Origin of the sequence: Bradyrhizobium sp. 170 (genome assembly GCF_023101085.1) — a bacterium.
GTDB lineage: Bacteria > Pseudomonadota > Alphaproteobacteria > Rhizobiales > Xanthobacteraceae > Bradyrhizobium.
In genome coordinates, this window is the sequence record NZ_CP064703.1 from 3,459,511 (window position 1) to 3,478,422 (window position 18,912).

The 18,912-nt window shown below is 62.9% G+C and carries 14 protein-coding genes and 1 pseudogene; 8 read left to right on the top strand and 7 right to left on the bottom strand.

Annotation, left to right across the window (positions count from 1 at the left end; genetic code table 11):
• Positions 1-29 precede the first annotated feature (29 nt).
• Positions 30-581, top strand: coding sequence for a hypothetical protein (locus tag IVB05_RS15980; RefSeq protein WP_247785304.1), 552 nt, complete (start codon positions 30-32; stop codon positions 579-581).
• Positions 582-619: 38 nt separating this feature from the next.
• Here IVB05_RS15980 and IVB05_RS15985 read toward each other — a convergent pair whose 3' ends face one another.
• Positions 620-1,849: an NAD(P)/FAD-dependent oxidoreductase gene (locus IVB05_RS15985; protein ID WP_247785305.1), complete on the bottom strand. Its 1,230-nt coding sequence runs from the start codon at positions 1,847-1,849 to the stop codon at positions 620-622.
• Positions 1,850-2,016: 167 nt separating this feature from the next.
• On the opposite strand from IVB05_RS15985, the gene IVB05_RS15990 reads away from it, so the two are divergent.
• Complete coding sequence (locus tag IVB05_RS15990; RefSeq protein WP_256473330.1) at positions 2,017-3,039, top strand: AraC family transcriptional regulator; 1,023 nt, start codon at positions 2,017-2,019, stop codon at positions 3,037-3,039.
• 808 nt (positions 3,040-3,847) lie between these two features.
• Here the strand turns inward: IVB05_RS15990 and IVB05_RS15995 are convergent.
• The 4 genes from IVB05_RS15995 to IVB05_RS16010 form a co-directional block, all read right to left on the bottom strand.
• Positions 3,848-4,315: an MgtC/SapB family protein gene (locus IVB05_RS15995; RefSeq protein WP_247785309.1), complete on the bottom strand. Its 468-nt coding sequence runs from the start codon at positions 4,313-4,315 to the stop codon at positions 3,848-3,850.
• 92 nt (positions 4,316-4,407) lie between these two features.
• Entirely contained in the window at positions 4,408-5,325 is a 918-nt protein-coding gene (locus tag IVB05_RS16000; protein ID WP_247785311.1) for a hypothetical protein, read from the bottom strand.
• Positions 5,326-5,765: 440 nt separating this feature from the next.
• Complete coding sequence (locus IVB05_RS16005; RefSeq protein WP_247785313.1) at positions 5,766-6,089, bottom strand: PilZ domain-containing protein; 324 nt, start codon at positions 6,087-6,089, stop codon at positions 5,766-5,768.
• A gap of 96 nt (positions 6,090-6,185) precedes the next feature.
• A complete protein-coding gene (locus IVB05_RS16010; protein WP_247785315.1) occupies positions 6,186-6,956 on the bottom strand; it encodes an SDR family oxidoreductase in 771 nt (256 codons plus the stop codon).
• Positions 6,957-7,271: 315 nt separating this feature from the next.
• Between IVB05_RS16010 and IVB05_RS16015 the strand changes: the two are divergent.
• From IVB05_RS16015 to IVB05_RS16035, 5 genes and pseudogenes are all read left to right on the top strand, one after another.
• Positions 7,272-8,665: pseudogene (locus tag IVB05_RS16015) on the top strand (CoA transferase).
• A 140-nt stretch (positions 8,666-8,805) separates the two neighbouring features.
• Positions 8,806-10,050 (top strand): efflux RND transporter periplasmic adaptor subunit, encoded by a 1,245-nt coding sequence (locus IVB05_RS16020; protein WP_247785317.1) that lies wholly within the window; start codon positions 8,806-8,808, stop codon positions 10,048-10,050.
• 25 nt (positions 10,051-10,075) lie between these two features.
• Positions 10,076-13,198 (top strand): CusA/CzcA family heavy metal efflux RND transporter, encoded by a 3,123-nt coding sequence (locus IVB05_RS16025; RefSeq protein ID WP_247785318.1) that lies wholly within the window; start codon positions 10,076-10,078, stop codon positions 13,196-13,198.
• 106 nt (positions 13,199-13,304) lie between these two features.
• Positions 13,305-14,759: a hypothetical protein gene (locus IVB05_RS16030; RefSeq protein WP_247785320.1), complete on the top strand. Its 1,455-nt coding sequence runs from the start codon at positions 13,305-13,307 to the stop codon at positions 14,757-14,759.
• A gap of 15 nt (positions 14,760-14,774) precedes the next feature.
• On the top strand, positions 14,775-15,683 hold the full coding sequence (locus tag IVB05_RS16035; protein WP_247785322.1) for a methylenetetrahydrofolate reductase: 909 nt from the start codon (positions 14,775-14,777) through the stop codon (positions 15,681-15,683).
• Here IVB05_RS16035 and IVB05_RS16040 read toward each other — a convergent pair.
• Positions 15,671-16,636 carry an amidohydrolase family protein gene (locus IVB05_RS16040; RefSeq protein WP_247785323.1) on the bottom strand — a complete coding sequence of 322 codons (966 nt, stop codon included), beginning with the start codon at positions 16,634-16,636 and terminating at the stop codon, positions 15,671-15,673. The genes IVB05_RS16035 and IVB05_RS16040 overlap by 13 nt on opposite strands.
• Positions 16,637-16,911: 275 nt before the next feature.
• Here IVB05_RS16040 and IVB05_RS16045 point away from each other — a divergent pair, with 275 nt between their 5' ends.
• The gene (locus tag IVB05_RS16045) at positions 16,912-18,510 is read left to right on the top strand and encodes an FAD-binding oxidoreductase (RefSeq protein ID WP_247785325.1); all 1,599 of its coding nucleotides are present in this window, start codon (positions 16,912-16,914) and stop codon (positions 18,508-18,510) included.
• 69 nt (positions 18,511-18,579) lie between these two features.
• On the opposite strand, the gene IVB05_RS16050 is transcribed toward IVB05_RS16045, so the two are convergent.
• Positions 18,580-18,816 carry a hypothetical protein gene (locus IVB05_RS16050; RefSeq protein ID WP_247785327.1) on the bottom strand — a complete coding sequence of 79 codons (237 nt, stop codon included), beginning with the start codon at positions 18,814-18,816 and terminating at the stop codon, positions 18,580-18,582.
• Between the last annotated feature and the right edge of the window lie 96 nt (positions 18,817-18,912).

Below are 18,912 nucleotides of genomic sequence, written 5' to 3' on the forward strand. Positions count from 1 at the left end.
GAGACGTTGACGGGCTCTGGGTGGGCTCCATGGAAGATGAGCCCTATCAGGGCTTGCGCCGCGTCGAGGATGCGCTTCAACTGATCAAGCGCCACGACCCGCTCAACTATTTACGAGTCACCCGCAATCTCGACCGAATATGGGTGCATCTGATTCCAAGCGCTGAAGCGCACTATGAAAGGACACTGAACGCTTGCATCCTTGATGAGCGTTATCTTCTCAAGGAAGAAATGACGCTCGATAGGATAGCTTCCACCATTGTCCATGAAGCGACTCATGCAAGGCTGGAACGATGGGGAATCATCTATGAAGAGGAGAGCCGCTATCGGATCGAAGCGATCTGTCTCCGGCGCGAACTGAACTATCTCACGAAGCTGCCAGATAGCGGTCCTTTACAGGAAGAGATTGCACGCACACTGGAGTGGTGTGCCACAGATCGGGACCATCTCTCCGATGCAAGCTTTCGAGACCGCGACGACCAAGGTCAGGTTGAAAAATTGCGCTATCTGGGAGCTCCGGACTGGATCGTCAGATGGGCGATGTGGCTCATCCGGAGACGACGGGCACACGCTTCCGGATGAGGTGATGCGCGCTCCTCGTTCTGGTCGAGCTAGCTGCTCTATGCACTCGCCCTTTGAGTTCCCGCGGCTGCGGCCGCAAAGATCGCCTCGACGTTGTCAGGCGCAAAAAACTCCGTCGGCGATATCGTCCCGGCGTTCAGACGCGCAAAGCCGTCCATGGCCGCCCGGTTTCCGTGAACCGCCTCAAGGATCCGTTGCAACTCGGGTGGCGGCGGCTCGAGCGTTGCGAGTTCGCAGGTGAAATCGTACATCGCCCCGGCTTGCGCGTCGCGGGTGCGCTGGTACTCGCTCATGGCTTCCTCGAATGGCCGCGCGCCCGACAATGATTGGTCGATGGCCGCGGCGCAGAGTTCGGTGTCCCGGAAGGCATCGAGAATTCCCTGCGCCGTTATGAAGTCCCTGTTATAGCCGGCGTCTCCCACGAGAGCCCAGCCGGGGCCGTAAGGCTTGCGGAAATAGTTCGGCACCGCCGCGCCGGCGAACGGTGCTCCGCGGGTCGCGCCACGCAACCGCTCGGCAAAGTCCGGTGCCTGTTCGATGGCTTTCAGATAATTGCCCTCGATATCCTTCTTGTTCTCCGCAAACTCTGCGTAAGGCCATCCGACGATGACGAGCGTCAGGTCGTCATGGGTCGGCATTGCCGCAAATGCGCGCTTGTCGCGGACATAGGTTTCAAAGCGGCCGTTGGTCGGCAGCCCGCGCCAATAGCTGTAGTAACCCGCCAGCAGCGGCGGCTTCTCGCGGTAGTGCTCAGGATGAACCGCCTCGCTCAGCATGGAGTGGCGGCCGTCGGCGCCCACGATAACATCGGCATATTCCGTAACAGTGCCGCCTTGCTTCGATCGGCCCTTGATGCCGACGACGCGCTCTCCTTCGACAATGATTTCTTCGACGACAAAACCCTGACGGATCTCCGCACCGGATTCGGCCGCCGCGTCAACCAGCAGCTTGTCGAGGATGGTCCGCCGCGGGCAGTAGGCAACGGGATCCTTGTCCGTGCCGGGGGCGCCGGCAATGGTGAACGCGCCAAAGTCGAAGGCGTAGGTATGGATCGGCGGGCACCCGGTTGCCACCAGCCGGTCGAGCAGCCCCCATCGCGATAGCGCATTCGCAGCGGGGGGATGCACGAGATGGGTTGAGACGGTGTCGCTCGGGAATGAAGCGCGGTCGACCGCCAGCACGCGGTACCCCTTGCGCGCCAGCAACATCGCTGTTGGCGAGCCGGCGCAGCGCGCGCCCAGGACGATCACGTCGAATGCCTTTTCCATCGGAATCTCCATGCAAAGTTGTTCCGTGCCGGTTCACGGCAGCCAGGCTGACCGATCGCGGCCTGACCCATGCATCCGAGTTTAGCGGGAAGCCGAAGCCCCAACTTTGCCGAAACTCCGTGGTTCTTTGCAGGTTGTTCAGGGCCCAAGGTCGACGGAGCACGGAAATGGATGCTCTATCGGAGGCGCTGGCGTCCGTGCGCATGACCGGCGCCATCTTCTATCACGCGGAGTGCACGGCTCCCTGGGGGTTCCGGGTGCCGCCCCTGGAAGACGTTGCCCACGTGCTGGCCCCCGGAACCGAGCGGCTGGTCAGCTATCATCTGGTCACCCACGGCAAGGCGGTCGTGTGCTTCCCGGGCGAAGAGGACATCCCTGTCACAGCGGGCGATATACTCATCATTCCCCACGGCGATGCCCACACCGTCTCGAACGGCTCGCCTTCGGCGTTCATTGACAGTGGGGCTTCGCTCGGCAGTTTTCTGGCGGGCGACCTGACGACAATGCGATTGGGTGGTGGCGGCGAACTGACCCAATTCGTCTGCGGCTATTTCGGCTGCGAACGTCATGCCGATCGGCTCTTCCTTGCCGGGCTGCCGCTGATGATCAAGATCAACCTGCGCGGCGACCCGGCCGGCGAATGGCTGGAGAGCTCGGTTCGCCATCTGGTCTCTGAGGCTGGATCCGCGCGGCCGGGACAGGCGGTCCTGCTCTCCAAGATGGCGGAAGCGCTCTTCATCGAAACCATTCGCCGCTATATGGCGGCGTTGCCGCCGGAACAGATCGGCTGGCTTGCAGGTGCGCGGGATCCGGTCGTCGGCGGTGCACTGGCGCTGCTGCACCGGAAACCCTGTCATCATTGGACCGTGGAGCAGCTTGCCGCCGAGATCGGCGTTTCGCGCTCGGTCCTGGCCGAGAGGTTCTCCCGGTTTCTCGGCGAGCCGCCGCTGACCTATCTTGCGCGCTGGCGGTTGCAGCTCGCCGCCAGGATGCTGCAGACCACGCGGGAGGCGGTGATACAGGTAGCCTCCGAGGTCGGGTATGACTCGGAAGCGGCGTTCAATCGGGCGTTCAAGCGCGAGTTCGGCGTTCCGCCAGGAGAATTCAGGGGCCAATTCAGGCGCTCCTGCGCCCGATCGGACCTGGTTGGAGGTAGCGGGCCAACTCGCATTCCCTCGGGCACGGCGTGAGAGGAATCAAAAGATATCGCCGTGGTGTACGGCTTTTCCCCACGATCCCCGATCAACTGGTTCCGATCTACCAGTAGATCAATCCGCGTCGCGTCTTTCCGGCCCCGCTTCCGGCAAATGCCGCCGCGAGCCTTTGCTTTTCGGCGCAATGTGCAGCCAGGGTCTCGTATAACCTTGCTTCCATGAACGGGGCGTGTTCCCTGCTGGTCGACGCTGCATCGGCGGTCGCAGATATCAGCGCGCTGATTTGGCGGATCAGAAGATCGTCTGTCGATGGCTGCATAACCTTCTCCTTCGATCTCGGTCCGACAAGATGATTCCTGATTTCGGATCACCGCAAGTCCGTAAACCACATGAATCGCAAATATTGGCTGCGACAGATTGCTCGCGCTTCATTAGAGCGTTTTCCAGCGAAGTGGGCACCGGTTCGCGTCAAGAAAACGCGTCAAATAAAAATCCAGGGCCCGTTCCGATTCCATCGGAACGGAAGAGGCCCTAAGCTTCAGCGAGCAAGGGTGATCTTGCGCATCTCCTGCAACCGAGCGAGACAATATTCCCGGTAAAGTAGGTCGATGATCATCCACATGATCGACTCCACTGTCTGATCAGAGGATCACGTTACGACGATATCGTTTCGGGACTTCTTCCTCGGTCGAGAAAATGGCTTCGCGCAAGGCGGGGAATATTTCATGCCATCCGCGAGCGGCGAAACACCCTCACGGTGCGGTGACTGTTATGCATCGTGCGCTGGATTGCTCCTGCCGGCTTGATCCCTTCGCGACCTGTCCCGGTACAATCGAACCTTGGCTCAATCCGACTTGTCATCGCGCTTGCGCTCGCCGGTGCCACCGTCCTTCAGGTCGTCTTCTTCCTTGACCAGCGTCAGCAGCCGGAGCGTCAGGAACGTGAACACCGCGACCGTCACCGCGACGTCGTAGCTGCCGAGCCCGACGGAAACGCCGATCGCGCCGGTGGCCCACAGGCTCGCGGCCGTCGCCGTGCCCTGCACGGTCGTTCCCTGCTTGAGGATGGCGCCGCCGCCGATGAAACCGATGCCGGTGATCAGGCCTTCGATCACCTTCGCCATGCCATCAGGGGAATGCACCAGCAGGTTTTCGCTGGCCTGCACGAAGCCGCAGCTTGCCATCGCGACCAGCGGGAAGGTACGCAGGCCCGCGCTGCGCGCCCGCTTCTCGCGGTCCCAGCCGATCGGCACGGCGAGCGCGAAGGCCGCCGCCAGCGCCAGAAAATGAACGCCTATCTGAAATCGGTCCAAAACACGCCTTCTGAAACAAAAAGCCCCGCACCCGCGACACTTGCGTGTAACGCGGCAATGCGGCGTAAAGTTTCAGCGCGGTGGCCGTTGTGTTACCGGGGGCTGCCGACGACGGTCGTGCTCGACGCCCCGCTTACGATCGCAGCTTCGGTCCGGTACTGCGGCAGATGGTTTTCGAGCGAGTAGAACACGCACAGCGCGAGGCTCGACCAGACCGCCAGGCTGAAATAGAGCGACATCCAGGCAATTTCGTCCTTCCATTCGGCAAGGTCGTGCGTCACCACCCAGCGCGTGCTGACGTCGCGCAGGCCCTCGCGCGGCGTCAGGCGCTTGTCGCCATCGGCATCGCCGGTTCGCCAGCGGTTCAGGTACATCGGGACGTCGATCGTCATCAGAAACGCCAGGAAGCCCGCAATGCCTGCGATGGCCGTGGCCAGCACCACGCGAACCGCGCCATGGAATTCCGGCAGCAGGCGGCAAAGGCCCACGCCGATGATGAAGAACGCAACCGCCCACAGCGAATTTTCGATGGCGTTGCCGAGATAATTCCTGGTCAGCACCGCATACCATGAGAGGCATTCCGCGATCAGGATCAAGGGTACGATCACCCACGCGGCATTCACGGTCGTTTCCGCCCCGGTCATCGTGCCGAGCTGGTGCAGGAGAATCGCCCATTGCGCCACAAAACAGATCTCGGCCACGGTCGCCACCGTCCGGCCGACCAGAACGCTCGACCACCAGGTGTCGAACAGGCAGATCCGCTGAACATCGGCGCGCGGCAGAAACGACCTGAAGGCGCAGCCGAAAACATAGGCCGCACAGAACAGCAGCATGGCCCCGATGCCGGCCGCGCCGCCGGCAGCGCCGGCCGGCTGGAGCGGAAGCTCGCGATACAGCACGAACCAGACGGCGATATTGACGCCGCTCACCAGCGTCAGCAGGCCCCACCACCAGGACACGGGATTTGACCAGGCCAGGGAACCTGACCGCGCCTGCCATTCCAAACTCATTCGTCGCTCCGCCGTAATCGAACTGACATCTGTTTGTATTAATACTGTCACAGATGGCGGCAGGTCACGACAAAAATGCGTGTGGGGCAACGGGGCAATTTGGGGGCAGGGACGTTGCGATCGCGCGGGGCAGCCGAAGACGCGACTCTTGACGCGCGGCGAGATGAATCGATCACAGCAAGGTAACAACTGACTTCGTTGCGCCGGCCGTGTCGCGATCTCAGAATCTGAATCGCCAACGAAATACGGCCTTACCGCGAAACTCGTCATGCCCGGCCAAAAGCGCGAGGCGCGTCTTCGCGCTAGATGTGCCGGGCATCCACGTCTTGCTTCACTTAAGCAGAAAAATACGTGGATGGCCGGGCATAGGCGAGCGGAAGCGACGCCGTCCTTCGGACGGCTATGCCCGGCCATGACGGAGACTGAATTCGATCAGACTCTCAGGACAGGAATTTCACGCCGTAGGTCTTGCCCCGGCGCCAGACCACCTCGCACGACTGGCGCGTCGTATGTTCGGGTACCAGCGCCAATTCAAAGCTGTCTCTGACATCAAGCGCCGTATCGGTCGCGATCTTGGCGCCGCCCGGCGAGACGTCCAGGACGAAGCATTCAATCTTCGTCGTCCCGTTGTCGATCGTCATCCATGTCGGCCGTTTGCGCAGCTCGCGCCGCGGTTCGCGCTGCACCTTTGTCCTTTGTTCGTCGACAATCATCCTGCCCATCCGTCGTTGGACCCAGTCGTCTGGGTCTTCGAAACAGGCCATCAGAGTGAACGTAATTTCGTAAAGTTCCCTTAGTTTATCGTTTCAAATTTACCGGTTTGGTTCGCGAGTTGTAAGCCGAGCTCTCGCAACTTTGCCTCAGAAATTTACGCGGTTCGAGATCGCGCCGTCGACGACGAGGTTCGAACCGGTCGTGAAGGAGGAGGCCGGGCTCGCCAGGAACACGGCAGCATTGGCGATCTCCTGCGGCGTTGCCATGCGGCCGGTCGGGTTGCGTACCAGCGCATCCTGGTAGCGCTTCGGCATGTTTTGCTCGACCATGTTCCAGATGCCGCCCTTGAAATAGACGGTGCCCGGCGACACCACATTGACGCGGATTTTCTTGGGCGCGTATTGCCGCGCCAGTCCCTTGGCCATGTGGATCAGCGCCGCCTTTATCGGGCCGTAGGAGCTGGCGCTATCCGCCTGCGCCGCCGAAACCGAGGAGATGATGACAAAGGCCGCGTCGCCGGTCTTTTCGCCGCTGGCTTCGAGGAAGGGACGCGCGGCCTCGAACGCATTGACGGCGCCGAGCACGTCGAGCCGAAAGTTCTGCTCCCAGGAGGCGGCATCGCCGCCTTGCGCCATGGCGCCGGCGTTGGAAAACAGCATGTCGAGGCTGCCCAGCTCCCCGGCCGCATCAGATATCCATGATTTCAGCGCGGCGGCATCGGTGATATCCACGGACGCACCGGTCGCCTTCACGCCCATCGCCTTCAGCTCGGTAACGGTACCGGCGACCTGATCCGCGTTGCGGGCGCACACCGCGACGCCTGCGCCTTCGCCCGCCAGCGTGTCCGCAATCGCCCGCCCGATGCCGCGCGTGCCGCCGAGCACGATGGCGTTTTTGCCCTTCAAACCCAAATCCATTTTGTTTTTCCTTATGTGATTCCGCCGCATTGTAGCGGCCAAGTCGACCCGGGAGAAAGCTCAAATCGCCGACATCCTTCTCGTCATTGCGAGCGAAGCGAAGCAATCCATGTCTCTGCAAGCCGCGCTATGGATTGCTTCGCTGCGCTCGCAATGACGGGGAGGGAACGGCGCCCCTGGAATCCGTAGCCCGGATGGAGCGAAGCGAAATCCGGGATCTTGCCAAGCGGATCGCTTTACCCGGATTGCGCTACGCTCCATCCGGGCTACGTTGCGTGGGACGTTAAAGAAAGACGTTAGGGAAGAGACACGCCGATGCAAACCCCCAGAGAAATCCTCCGCGATATCTGGACCTCTGCCGGCGGCGAGGCTTCCGCGCTCGACGCGCTCACGCTGACAGGCGATGAACCGCAACTGCCGTCCTCGTTTCGCGTCGCTGCCGCCGCACAGGTCGGCGTCGCCGCGACCGGACTGGCGGCAGCCGAAATCTGGAAGATGCGCAGCGGGCAGGTGCAGGACGTTGCAGTCGATATGCGCCATGCCGTGGTCGAATGCCGGAGCGAACGCTATCTGCGCGTCGACGGCAATCCGCCGCCGCCGGCCTGGGACGCGATCGCCGGCGTCTACAAGACCCGCGATGGCTTCGTGCGCCTGCACACCAATTTTCCGCATCATCGCGACGCCGTCTGCACGGTGCTGAACTGCAAGCCGGAGCGCGACGAAGTGCAGGTCGTGCTGATGCAATGGGACGGCGAGGCGTTCGAGACCGCGGCCTATGCCGGTGGCTGCGTCGTCGCCTTCATGCGCACGCATGACCAGTGGTCGGCGACGCCGCATGCCGGGGCGCTTGCCGGATTACCGCTGATCTCGATCGCAAAGATCGGCGAGGCGCCGCCAAAGCCGTGGCCCGAGGGCGAGCGGCCGCTTGCGGGCATTCGCGTGCTCGATCTGTCGCGGGTGATCGCGGGTCCCGTTGCGGGCCGGACGCTCGCCGCGCATGGCGCCGACGTGCTGCTGATCTCCGGCCCCGAACTGCCGGCGATCCCGTGGCTCACCATCGATACCGGCCGCGGCAAGCTGACGAGTTTTGTCGAACTCAAGAACGAGCAGGGGCACGGCGTGCTGCGCGATCTGCTGGCCAAGGCGGATATCTTTTCGCAAGGCTACCGGCCGCGCGCGATCTCAGGCCTCGGCTTCTCGCCGGAGGATGCTGCGCGCATCAATCCCGGCATCATTTATGTCACGCTGTCGGCCTATGGTGCCGCAGGTCCCTGGGCCGAGCGGCGCGGCTTCGACTCGCTGGTGCAGACCGCGACCGGGTTCAACCATGCCGAGGGGCAGGCCGCTGGCGTCGATGGACCGAAGGAATTGCCCGCACAGATGCTCGACCACGCCACCGGCTACTTCATGGCGTTCGGCGCCATGAAGGCCAAGGCACGTCAGGCGCGCGAAGGCGGAAGCTGGCACGTCCAGGTGTCGCTGGCGCAGACCGGACGCTGGCTGTGGAATCTCGGCCGGGTGGCCGACGGCCTCGATACCCGTGATCTTACGGGGGAGGCGGTCACGCCCTTCATCGAGGAGATTCCGTCAGGCTTTGGTGCGTTGCGGTCGGTCAGACATTCGGCGATTTTGTCAAAAACCCGGCATTTTGGGCCCGTCCGGCCATGCCGCTCGGCAGTCACCCGCCACAATGGCCGCCACCGGCATAGGCGCTTGCCGGCGTTCGGGCCGGCTCTCCAAACTTTAATCTCTCCCGCCAAGGCTATTTTCGTTTTTCATGTTGTTGGAACGTGAATTGGGCACTATTAGCGCAGGTGAGACAAATCGTCGCTGAGTGGTTCCAGGCCGGATGCTTAACGTATTTAACAAGCGATTGCAGATCATTACCCGGCAGCGGCTGGCCATGGCCATCGGCTTGGTGGCCCTCGTCGGCGCGGGCGCTTATGGCTACGCCCAGATCGGCGGTCCAAAGCGCGGGCATTCGGAAGTCTCGAGCCAGTCCCGCAAGGGATTGCAGCGCTACACGCCGAGCCCCGCCGAATGGGCGAGCCTCACCATTCAACCCGTCACCGAACGCGGCTTCCGCGCCGAACACGTCACCGAAGGCAAGATCGCGATCGACGAAGATCGCTCGACGCCGGTGTTCTCGCCCTATGCAGGACGGGTCACCAAGCTGCTGGCGAAGCCGGGCGACAGCGTCGTCAAGGGTCAGCCGCTGTTCGTGATCGAAGCCGCCGACAACGTTCAGGCGCAGAACGATTTCATCGCGGCGATGGCTGCCATGAACAAGGCGAAGTCCGCGCTCGAGCTTGCACAGTTGCAGGGAGCGCGCGCCAAGGACCTGTTCGAGGGCAAGGCCGTTCCGCTGAAAGATTACCAGCAGAGCCAGGCGACCCTGATCCAGGCCGAAAACGACATGCGCTCGTCGCAGACGGCGATGGAGGCGTCGCGCAACAAATTACGCATTCTCGGCCTCACCGATGAGGACATCGCGACCTTCCAGGAAAAGCGCCGTATCAATCCCGAGACCACCATCTTCGCGCCGATCGCCGGCACTGTGGTCCAGCGCAAGATCGGCCCCGGCCAATATGTCAACGCCGGCGCCAGCGACCCCGTCTATGTGATCGGCGATCTCTCCACCGTCTGGATGACGGCCTTTGTTCGCGAGTCCGATTGCGCGAACGTCGCGATCGGACAGGACGTGACCTTCAATGTGCTGGCGCTGCCCGGCCGCTCGCTGTCCGCGCGGATCAATTACGTCGCTACCGCGATCGATCCGGCGACGCGGCGGCTGCTGGTGCGCGCCACCATCGACAACAAGAACGGCACGCTGAAGCCGGAAATGTTCGCCAACGTCACGATCTATTCGGCGGGCGACCGTCCGGCGGTCGGCGTGCCGAAGCAGGCATTGATCTACGAAGGCGATCAGGTGCGTATCTGGGTCGCGCATCCGGACAAGACGATTGAATTGCGTCAGATCAAGCCTGGCCTCACCAACGGCGATCTCGTCGAGGTGGTCGGCAATCTCAGGCCCGGCGAGCAGATCGTCACCAAGGGTGCGCTGTTCATCGACCGCGCCGCGTCCGGCAGCTGACCCCTCATTGAAAGCTCCGGTCTGAATGGATCGCCTGGTCGCCCTAGCAGTCAGCCGCCGCTATTTGATGGTTGGCATGTTCGTCGCCGTGCTGGTCGGCGGCCTGATCGCGTTCAAGCAGCTCAACATCGAGGCCTATCCCGATCCGACCCCGCCGATGGTCGACATCGTGACGCAAAGTCCGGGCCTGTCGTCGGAAGAGATCGAACGCTACATCACGATCCCGATCGAGACCCAGGTCGCCGGCATCAAGAACCTGCGTACCATCCGCACCATCTCGCTGTACGGATTGTCCGACGTCAAACTGCAGTTCTCGTTCGATTACACCTACGAAGAGGCGCTGCAGCAAGTGTTGAACCGGCTGTCGCAGCTTGCGCCGTTGCCAGGGAATGCGCAGCCGACCATCTCGCCGCTCAGTCCGACCGGCGAGATTTTTCGTTACCGCCTGAAAGGCCCGCCGAATTACAGCGTGCTCGACCTCAAGACGCTGCAGGACTGGGTATTGCAGCGCCGTTTCCGCGCCGTGCCCGGCGTCGTCGATGTCACCGGCTGGGGCGGCAAGACCAAGACCTACGAGCTGCAGGTCGATTTCAACAAGCTGGTCGCCAACGGGCTGACGCTGCCGCAGGTGCTGCAGGCTGTTTCCAACGCCAACATCAATGTCGGCGGCAATACCGTCAACATCGGCGCGCAATCCGCCGTGGTGCGCGGCGTCGGCCTGATCCGTTCGATCGACGATTTGAACAACACCATGGTGTCGCAGTCGGGCGGCAATCCGGTGCTGGTCCGCGACGTCGCGCATGTCACGATCGGCGAGAAGCCGCGGCTCGGCATCGCCGGCCTCGACCAGGACGACGACATCGTGCAGGGCATCGTGCTGATGCGGCGCGGCGAGCAGAGTTCGCCGACCATCGCCCGGGTCGAAAAGCTCGTTCACGACATCAATCATTCCTCGATCCTGCCGCCCGGGGTGAAGATCGAGCGGATCTACGACCGCAAGGACCTGATCGACATCACCACCCACACCGTGCTGCATAACATGGTGGTCGGGATCATCCTGATCGTGCTGTTGCAGTGGGTCTTCCTCGGCGATCTCCGCAGCGCGCTGATCGTCGGCGCGACGATTCCCTTCGCGCTGTTTTTCGCCGTCATCATCCTGGTGATGCGCGGCGAATCCGCTAATCTACTGTCGGTCGGCGCGATCGATTTCGGCCTGATCGTCGACGCCACCGTGATCATGGTCGAGGCGATCTTCCGCAGGCTCACTCAAACCACCGCGCTGTCCGAAGCCGAGCGCAGCCATATCTCCTTCGACACCACGATGGGGATGAAGAGCCACGCCATTATGTCTGCGTCGGCCGACGTGTCGCGCTCGATCTTCTTCGCCGCCGCCATCATCATCGCAGCCTTCCTGCCGCTGTTCACGCTGAGCGGCGTCGAAGGCAACATCTTCGGGCCGATGGCGCGGACCTATGCCTATGCGCTGGCGGGCGGCCTGCTGGCGACCTTCACCGTGACGCCGGCGCTGAGCGCGATCATCCTGCCCTCGCATCTGGAAGAGGCCGAAACCTGGATCGTGAAAAAGCTCGACCGGCTTTATGTGCCGGTGCTGAAATGGGCGGTCGCCAACCGCAAGGTCGTCATGACCGGTGCTGCGGGCCTCGTGGTGCTGACCATCGTGTTCGCGCGGCTGCTGGGGCTGGAATTCCTGCCCAAGCTGGAAGAGGGCAATCTGTGGATCCGCGCCACGCTGCCGCCGACCATCTCGCTGCAGGAGGGCAACGCCTACGTCAACGAGATGCGCAAGATGATCCGAGCGCGTCCCGAAGTGGAATCGGTGGTATCGCAGCACGGACGCCCCGACGACGGCACCGACGCCGCCGGCCTCTTCAATGCAGAATTTTTCGCGCCCTTGAAGCCCAACAGCGAATGGCCCGGCACCCGCGACAAGGACGAATTGACCGCGCAATTGCTCGGGCAGTTGCAGGACAAATTCCCGGGCGTCGAATTCAACTTCTCGCAATATCTGCAGGACAACGTCTCGGAGGCGGTCTCGGGCGTCAAGGGCGAGAACTCGATCAAGCTCTACGGCAACGATCTGCAGGCGCTGACCGACACCGCCAACAAGATCAAATCCGTGCTGAGCACCGTGCAGGGCGTCACCGATCTCGCGGTGTTCACTTCGCTCGGCCAGCCGACCATCCAGATCGATATCGACCGCGCACGTGCCGCCCGCTACGGCCTGTCACCCGGCGATATCAACGCCACCATCAAGGTCGCGGTCGGCGGCGACAGCGCCGGCGATCTCTATGAACCCGGCAGCGACCGGCATTTCCCGATCATCGTTCGGCTGGCGCCGGAATACCGCAAGAGCGCCGAGGCTATCCATAACCTGCGGATCGGCGTGGCAGGGCAGGGCGGCGCTATCACCCAGATACCGCTCAGCGAGGTCGCCTCGATCAACCTGATCTCGGGCGCCGCCTATATCTACCGCGAACAGCAGGAACGCTATCTGCCGATCAAGTTCTCGGTGCGCAACCGCGACCTCGGCAGCGCGATCCAGGAGGCGCAGGAAAAGGTCGCCGCTCAAGTCCAGTTGCCGCCGGGGTCGCGGGTCGAATGGGTCGGCGAATTCGGCAACCTGCAGGACGCCATCAAGCGGCTGTCGATCGTGGTGCCGATCAGCCTTGCGCTGATCGGGGTGCTGCTGTTCTTCAATTTCGGCTCGATCGTCGACACCCTGCTCGCCATGAGCGTGATCCCGATGGCGATCTTCGGCGGCGTGCTCGGTCTGCTGATTACCGGCATCCCCTTCAGCGTGTCGGCGGCGATCGGCTTCATCGCGCTGTTCGGCATTGCCGTGATGGACGGCATCATCATCCTGTCGCAGTACAATCAGCTGATCGACGAAGGCTATGAGCGGATGCGCGCGGTGATCCGCGCCGGCGAACTGCAATTGCGGCCGGTGCTGATGACCTGCGTGGTGGCGGGTGTCGGGCTGTTGCCGGCGGCGCTCTCGGAGGGGATCGGCTCGCAGGTGCAAAAGCCGCTGGCGATCGTGGTCGTCACCGGCATGATGCTGGCGCCGATCGTGATCCTGGTGACGCTGCCGGTGCTGATCTCGGTGTTCTCTCGCCGCGCGAGGTAATGCTCTTGTGGGCACATGCCCATGTTTCCTGCCCACTCGGTTTGTGGTTGACGCAATCGGGTGACCGTCCCCAGATGTCGGCAGGGGACAACCGCGGGAGAACACCATGCGGACCGAGGAAAGCCAGGGATCGAACGGCGGGCAAAACGGCCACGCGCAGCCGGCGAAATCGCCCGCGACCGCCGAGCAGATTCTCGGCGAAATCCGCGACTATTGCCGCGAGACGCGCACGGCCGAATCCACCTTCGGGCGGCTGGTGGTCAATGATGGCAAGCTGGTGTCGCGGCTGCGCGACGGCGCCAGGATCACGACGGGCACGCTCGACAAGGTCCGCGCGTATCTCGCCGAGCACCAGCCCGCTTCGGCCGCGGCGGCAGGCCAACCTTCACCGGTCGCCAAATCGCTGAACGGCACGGCTGCCGCCAACGCCGTCGCGCCGCCGGGCTTCCGATTCTTCGACAACCGCCAGAAATACCTGCTGTTCGTCTCGACCTGCAGCGAAAAGACCGAGGTCGGCAATCGTATCTCGCTCGAGCTCGGCAATCTGCAGCCGGCGCCGCCGGCGCTGCGCATCTTCGATGCCGGCGTCGGCGATGGCACCGTGCTGTCGCGGGTGATGCGCGCGGTGCATGCGCGCTTCCCCACGATGCCGCTCTACGTCGTGGCGAAAGAGATCAGTTACGAAGACGTCCGCCTGATGCTGGAGAAGATGGCAGACCGCCTGTTCGAGCATCCCGCCACCGTGCTGGTCGTGACCAACCTCTATTACGCCGAGGCGCCATGGCTGACGCCGCGCTCGGTAACGTCAGCCCAAGGCTTGATCTGGAAGGACGTCACGCTGACCGGCAACACCGCGCACGGCTTCGCCGAGCAGATCGGCGAGCTCGAAGGCTTCCTCGCCGAGAACTGGCGTGCCGGGATCAGCCCGACCACCGGCAACCCGGTCTACCAGCGTCCCGTCATCCTGACGCTGCGGCGCGAGGATCATTCGTTCCTGCTCGACCCGATCATGCCGCGGCCGGGACGGGTGATGGCGGATTACGATCTGGTCATTGCCTCGCAACCCTACCGGGCGCGGGCGAGCGTCGAATTCAAGGCCTCGAAGGTGTTGACGCCGCTGGTCAGGTCGCTGCGGCCGGGCGGGCGGCTGATCGGCATCCATTCGCACGGCAGGGATCCCGGCATCGAGATCATCGACCAGGTCTGGCCGGGAGATGATCCCTTCAAGACCGACCGCTACGCCATCCTGCGCCAGGTCAAGCACGAGCTTGGCGCGGCCGCCCGGCATTACAATTTCAACGCCTCCTCCGACGCGCGCTCGATCTTCCGCTACCACATGCACACGCTGCCGGACGAGGTCAGCGGCCCGATCGGGACCTCGACGCTGTTCGCGGCCTGGAACGCTGCGATCTACGTGGCGCAGATCGAGGACAACAGGTTGTCGGAGGTGGTTCGCGACGGCCGTTACCTCGAAGCCACCGACCGCGTGCTGAAGAAGCATGGCGGCCTGTGGTTCAACGACGAAACCTATGTGATCTCGCGCCGCCGCGCGCCGGCATGATTTTGGGAGGCGCCCGTGACCGTCTCCGATCCGTCATCCCCCAGACTGGCCGCGCTGCTGCCGTCGGCGTCGGTCGAAATCTCCTCGCGCGGGCATCAGATCGCGGAACTGCGCGAGCATTTCGCTGCCGGCATTGATGTCACCATCACGTTCCTGCCCGGCGATAATTATCGCCACAATGTCGAAACGGCTGCCGCGCTGCGCCGCGCTGGCTACAATCCGGTGCCGCATATCGCGGCGCGCGAAATGGCCTCGCGCGACGCGCTCGACGATTTCCTGGCGCGGGCGCGGGGCGAAGCCGGTGTGTCGCGCATTGTCCTGATCGCGGGCGACGTCGCCGCGGCGAAAGGCCCGTTCAAATCGACCCGCGACGTCTGCAGCAGTGGCTTGCTCGAGGCGCACGGAATGACGTCCGTCAGCCTGGCCGGTCATCCCGAGGGCCATCCCTATCTCGAACTGCCGGATGCGCTTGATGGCCTGAAGGCGTGGCGCGACTGGGGACGGCGAACGGGAACGCAGGTCGATGTCGTCACGCAATTCTGCTTCGAAAGCACGCCGATCCTGCAATGGATCGGCGCACTTGATCGAGCCGGCATCGATCTACCTGTCATCATCGGTCTGGCCGGTCCGGCCACGCCGGCGACGTTGACAAAATTCGCGCTCCGCTGCGGCATCGGCAATTCCATCCGCGCGCTGCGGGCCCAGATCGGCCGGTTCGGCCGCCTGCTGACGGATACCGGTCCGGACGACGTCGTCAGGGGACTGCGCTGCGCGCCCGCGGCCGCAACAGCTTCGATCGCGGGATTTCACCTGTTCCCGTTCGGCGGCCTGCGCAAGGCCGGCGACTGGCTGCGCACGTGCGATCGCGACCCGCTCGGACGTGAGCGGGCCGCGCTGTCGGGCGCGGGGCTTCAGAACCCGTAAAGCTGCGCCGGATTGTCGACCAGGATCTTCTTGCGGATCGCCGCATCCGGCGCCCACACCGGAAGCTGGTTCAAGAGCCGCCCGTCGTCGATCTGGAACAGCGGCGTCACGTCGGTAATCTTCTTGTCGGCAGGCGTGACCGAGTTCGGGTGCGGCCAGTCGGTGCCCCAGACGATGCGGTCGGGATTGGCCGCGATCAGCGACTGGGCGAGCGGAATGCAATCGGCATAGTCGGGCCCGAGCTTCGAGGCGCGGTAGCCGCCCGAAATCTTCACATAGGCCTTGCCCGATTTCACGAGATCCATCAGATCGGCAAAGCCCGGCTGCTCGATGCCCTGGGCTGCCTGTGCGCCGCCGAAATGATCGAATACGACCGGCACCGGCGAGGCCATGACCAGATCCTTGATCGCGGTGATCATCGCCGGGTTGGTGTAAAGCTGTACGTGCCAGCCGCGCGCTTTCATGCGCTCGACGGCGGCCGTGAAGCGTGGCCGGGCGACACTCGGATCATTGACGCCGCCGGTTGCGAGATTGAGGCGGACGCCGCGAATGCCGGCCTTGCCCATTAGGTCGAGATCGCTCTCCGACGTCTTGTCGTCGATCACGGCAACCCCGCGCGCGGTCGGTCCCCGCGTTGCCATGCCGAACAGCGTGGCCGAGTTGTCGGTGCCGTAGATCGAGGGCGTGACGATCACGACGCGCTCCATGTGCAGCGCCTTGTGCAGGGCGGTCATTTCCTCCGGCGAGGCCAGCTCGGGCGTATAGACGCGGCCGGAGAAGAACGGGAATTTCTCAGGGGCCGGATGGATATGGGTGTGGCAGTCGCAGGTGCCCGCGGGCACGTCGAAATTCACCGGCGTCGCTGGCTGCGCCGCTTTGGCGGAGGCGGTCCTGTTGTCCATGATCACTCCGGCTGCGATGGAGGCAAGCATCATACTGCGTCGCGTCAGCATTGGTGTTCTCCCTGGATAATGTTGTTGATTGTTGGTGTCCGGGCGGGACGTCATGCCCGTCGACTTCAGCGTTCCCCCTCGGCGGCGGACGTTGCTTCGCCCGCGGTGCGATCGTCAGATTATCGGGAGAAGTGAGGCGCGGGAAGGGCGCCCGTCGTCTGGCTGCATCGCCTTATCGGTTCAGTAACGCTGCCCGGTCTATCGAACCGGAAGGCGCTCCGATTTGACTAATCATCCGCCCGCCCGGAATATCTCCCATCTCCTGGAATCAGTTCATGCGAAAATTTTCACAAAAGTTCAAAAACGGCGTGTCGGTGGTTGCCGTGGTCGTCGTGTTGCTGGGCGTTTACAGCTATCGCAAGCTTCAGGCGCTGGCGGCCGACCCCACGGGGGAAAAGGATTGCGGGCCTGTGGTCGGCGGCGGCGAGCAGGCGAAAATCGATCTGGAGCGGATCAAGGCGATTGCGCCGCTCAAGGACGTGAAATGGTCGCAGCTTGGCGGCAGCATCAATGATGCGAGTTGCCTCAACAAGACCGAAATCTACGGCGTGGTCGAGGTGCGCAGCGTCGAAGATGTCGCGAAGACGCTGGCCTTTGCGCGCGACAACAAGCTCTCGGTCACGACCGCCGGCGTGCGCCACAGCATGGGCGGGCACGCCTTCCGCAAGGGCGGCATCGTGCTCGACATGCGCGGCTTCAACAAGATCGTGCTGAACGAGAGCTCGCGATCGATCACGGTGCAGCCGGGCGCGACCTGGCACGGCATCCAGAACGTGCTGCACCCGCGCTTTGCGGTCCGCGCGATGCAGTCGACCGATATTTTCAGCGTCGGCGGCTCGATCTCGGTCAATGCCCATGGCATGGATCATCAGGCCGGCGCGCTTGCGAAGTCGATCAAGTCGATGAAGGTGATGCTGGCTGATGGTTCGATGCAGACGGTATCGGCGACCGAGAACAAGGACCTGTTCAACCTGGTGGTTGGCGGCTACGGCCTGTTCGGCGTCATCGTCGAGGCCGAACTCGATATTGCCGACAATCTGGTCTACCAGACCGGGCGCCGCATGATGGACTACAAGGAATTCCCGGCGTTGTTCGCCAAGGAGATCGAGAAGGACGGCAATATCGGCCTGATGTATGGCCACCTCTCGACGGCGCCGAGCTCGTTCCTGAAGGAATTGCTGCTCTACACCTACACCAAGGTGGACGGCACCGATTTCAAGCGCGAACCGCTCGGCGAAGTCAGTGGCACCAAATTGCGGCGGCTCACCATCAACCTGTCCAAGCAGGGACCGCTGTTTCAGGAAATGAAGTGGCTGTCGGAAAAGCACATCGAGCACCGGATGGAGACTTGCACGGTGACGCGGGCGCAGGCGATCGGGTCGGCGGAAGCCTGCCTCGTCAACCGTAACGACCCGATGCACGATTCGGTGCCGTATTTGCGCAACTCGCTGCCCAACGACACCGACATCCTGCATGAATATTTCATCCCGCGCAGTCAGTTCGTCTCGTTTGTCGACGGCATGCGCAAGGTGCTGACCGACAACAAGACCAATCTGTTGAACGCGTCGGTGCGGGTCGTGCATCAGGAGAACAATTTCCTGACCTATTCGCCGGAGCCGGCGTTCTCGCTGGTGCTCTACATCAACCAGACCACCGATGACGAGGGCAACCGGCGGATGAAGAAGGCGACGGAAGAACTGATCGACCTCACCATCGCCCATAAGGGCCGATTCTTCCTGCCCTACCAGCTCTATTATTCGAAGGATCAGTTGCAGCGCTCGTATCCGCAGATCAACGATTTCTTCGCGGCGAAGCGGAAGTACGATCCGAGCGAGCTGTTCACCAACACGTTCTATCAGAAGTACGCGTCGTAGACGTCTGCGCCGAACGTTCCCTCATCGTCATTACGAGGAGCGAATGCGACGAAGCAATCCACAAGCAGTCTAGCCGAGAGATGGATTGCTTCGCTTCGCTCGCAATGACGGAACAGGCGGCAGACCACTGCAGCCACCGGCCTGTTCGGCGTCCAGGACCAGCAGCGCGCCCGCCGCATAGAGGCGGGCGACAAAATCGGCATCGTCGGAACGCGCGATGGTGACGTAATCGTTCGATGCGAGGATTCGCCCGTTAGCCTTGGCGATCGCGGCTAATGCTTGCGACTGCGGGCCGACAATGGCCATCGACTTGCCGGGGGCCGATCCAAAGGTCAACGCAACGACCACAGCAAGCCAACCGGCGATGACGAGGGCGATTGCGCCGGCAATCCGCCCCCATCG

What these genes read in the sequence shown, in the direction of transcription:
- IVB05_RS16045 (WP_247785325.1), top strand. Translation starts at nt 16,912, where the DNA reads ATGCGAAAATTTTCACAAAAGTTCAAAAACGGCGTGTCGGTGGTTGCC.
- IVB05_RS16040 (WP_247785323.1), bottom strand. Translation starts at nt 16,636, where the DNA reads ATGCTGACGCGACGCAGTATGATGCTTGCCTCCATCGCAGCCGGAGTG.
- IVB05_RS16010 (WP_247785315.1), bottom strand. Translation starts at nt 6,956, where the DNA reads ATGGATTTGGGTTTGAAGGGCAAAAACGCCATCGTGCTCGGCGGCACG.
- IVB05_RS16005 (WP_247785313.1), bottom strand. Translation starts at nt 6,089, where the DNA reads ATGGCCTGTTTCGAAGACCCAGACGACTGGGTCCAACGACGGATGGGC.
- IVB05_RS16030 (WP_247785320.1), top strand. Translation starts at nt 13,305, where the DNA reads ATGCGGACCGAGGAAAGCCAGGGATCGAACGGCGGGCAAAACGGCCAC.
- IVB05_RS16000 (WP_247785311.1), bottom strand. Translation starts at nt 5,325, where the DNA reads ATGAGTTTGGAATGGCAGGCGCGGTCAGGTTCCCTGGCCTGGTCAAAT.
- IVB05_RS16020 (WP_247785317.1), top strand. Translation starts at nt 8,806, where the DNA reads ATGCTTAACGTATTTAACAAGCGATTGCAGATCATTACCCGGCAGCGG.
- IVB05_RS15985 (WP_247785305.1), bottom strand. Translation starts at nt 1,849, where the DNA reads ATGGAAAAGGCATTCGACGTGATCGTCCTGGGCGCGCGCTGCGCCGGC.
- IVB05_RS15990 (WP_256473330.1), top strand. Translation starts at nt 2,017, where the DNA reads ATGGATGCTCTATCGGAGGCGCTGGCGTCCGTGCGCATGACCGGCGCC.
- IVB05_RS16050 (WP_247785327.1), bottom strand. Translation starts at nt 18,816, where the DNA reads ATGGCCATTGTCGGCCCGCAGTCGCAAGCATTAGCCGCGATCGCCAAG.
- IVB05_RS15980 (WP_247785304.1), top strand. Translation starts at nt 30, where the DNA reads ATGGAAGATGAGCCCTATCAGGGCTTGCGCCGCGTCGAGGATGCGCTT.
- IVB05_RS16025 (WP_247785318.1), top strand. Translation starts at nt 10,076, where the DNA reads ATGGATCGCCTGGTCGCCCTAGCAGTCAGCCGCCGCTATTTGATGGTT.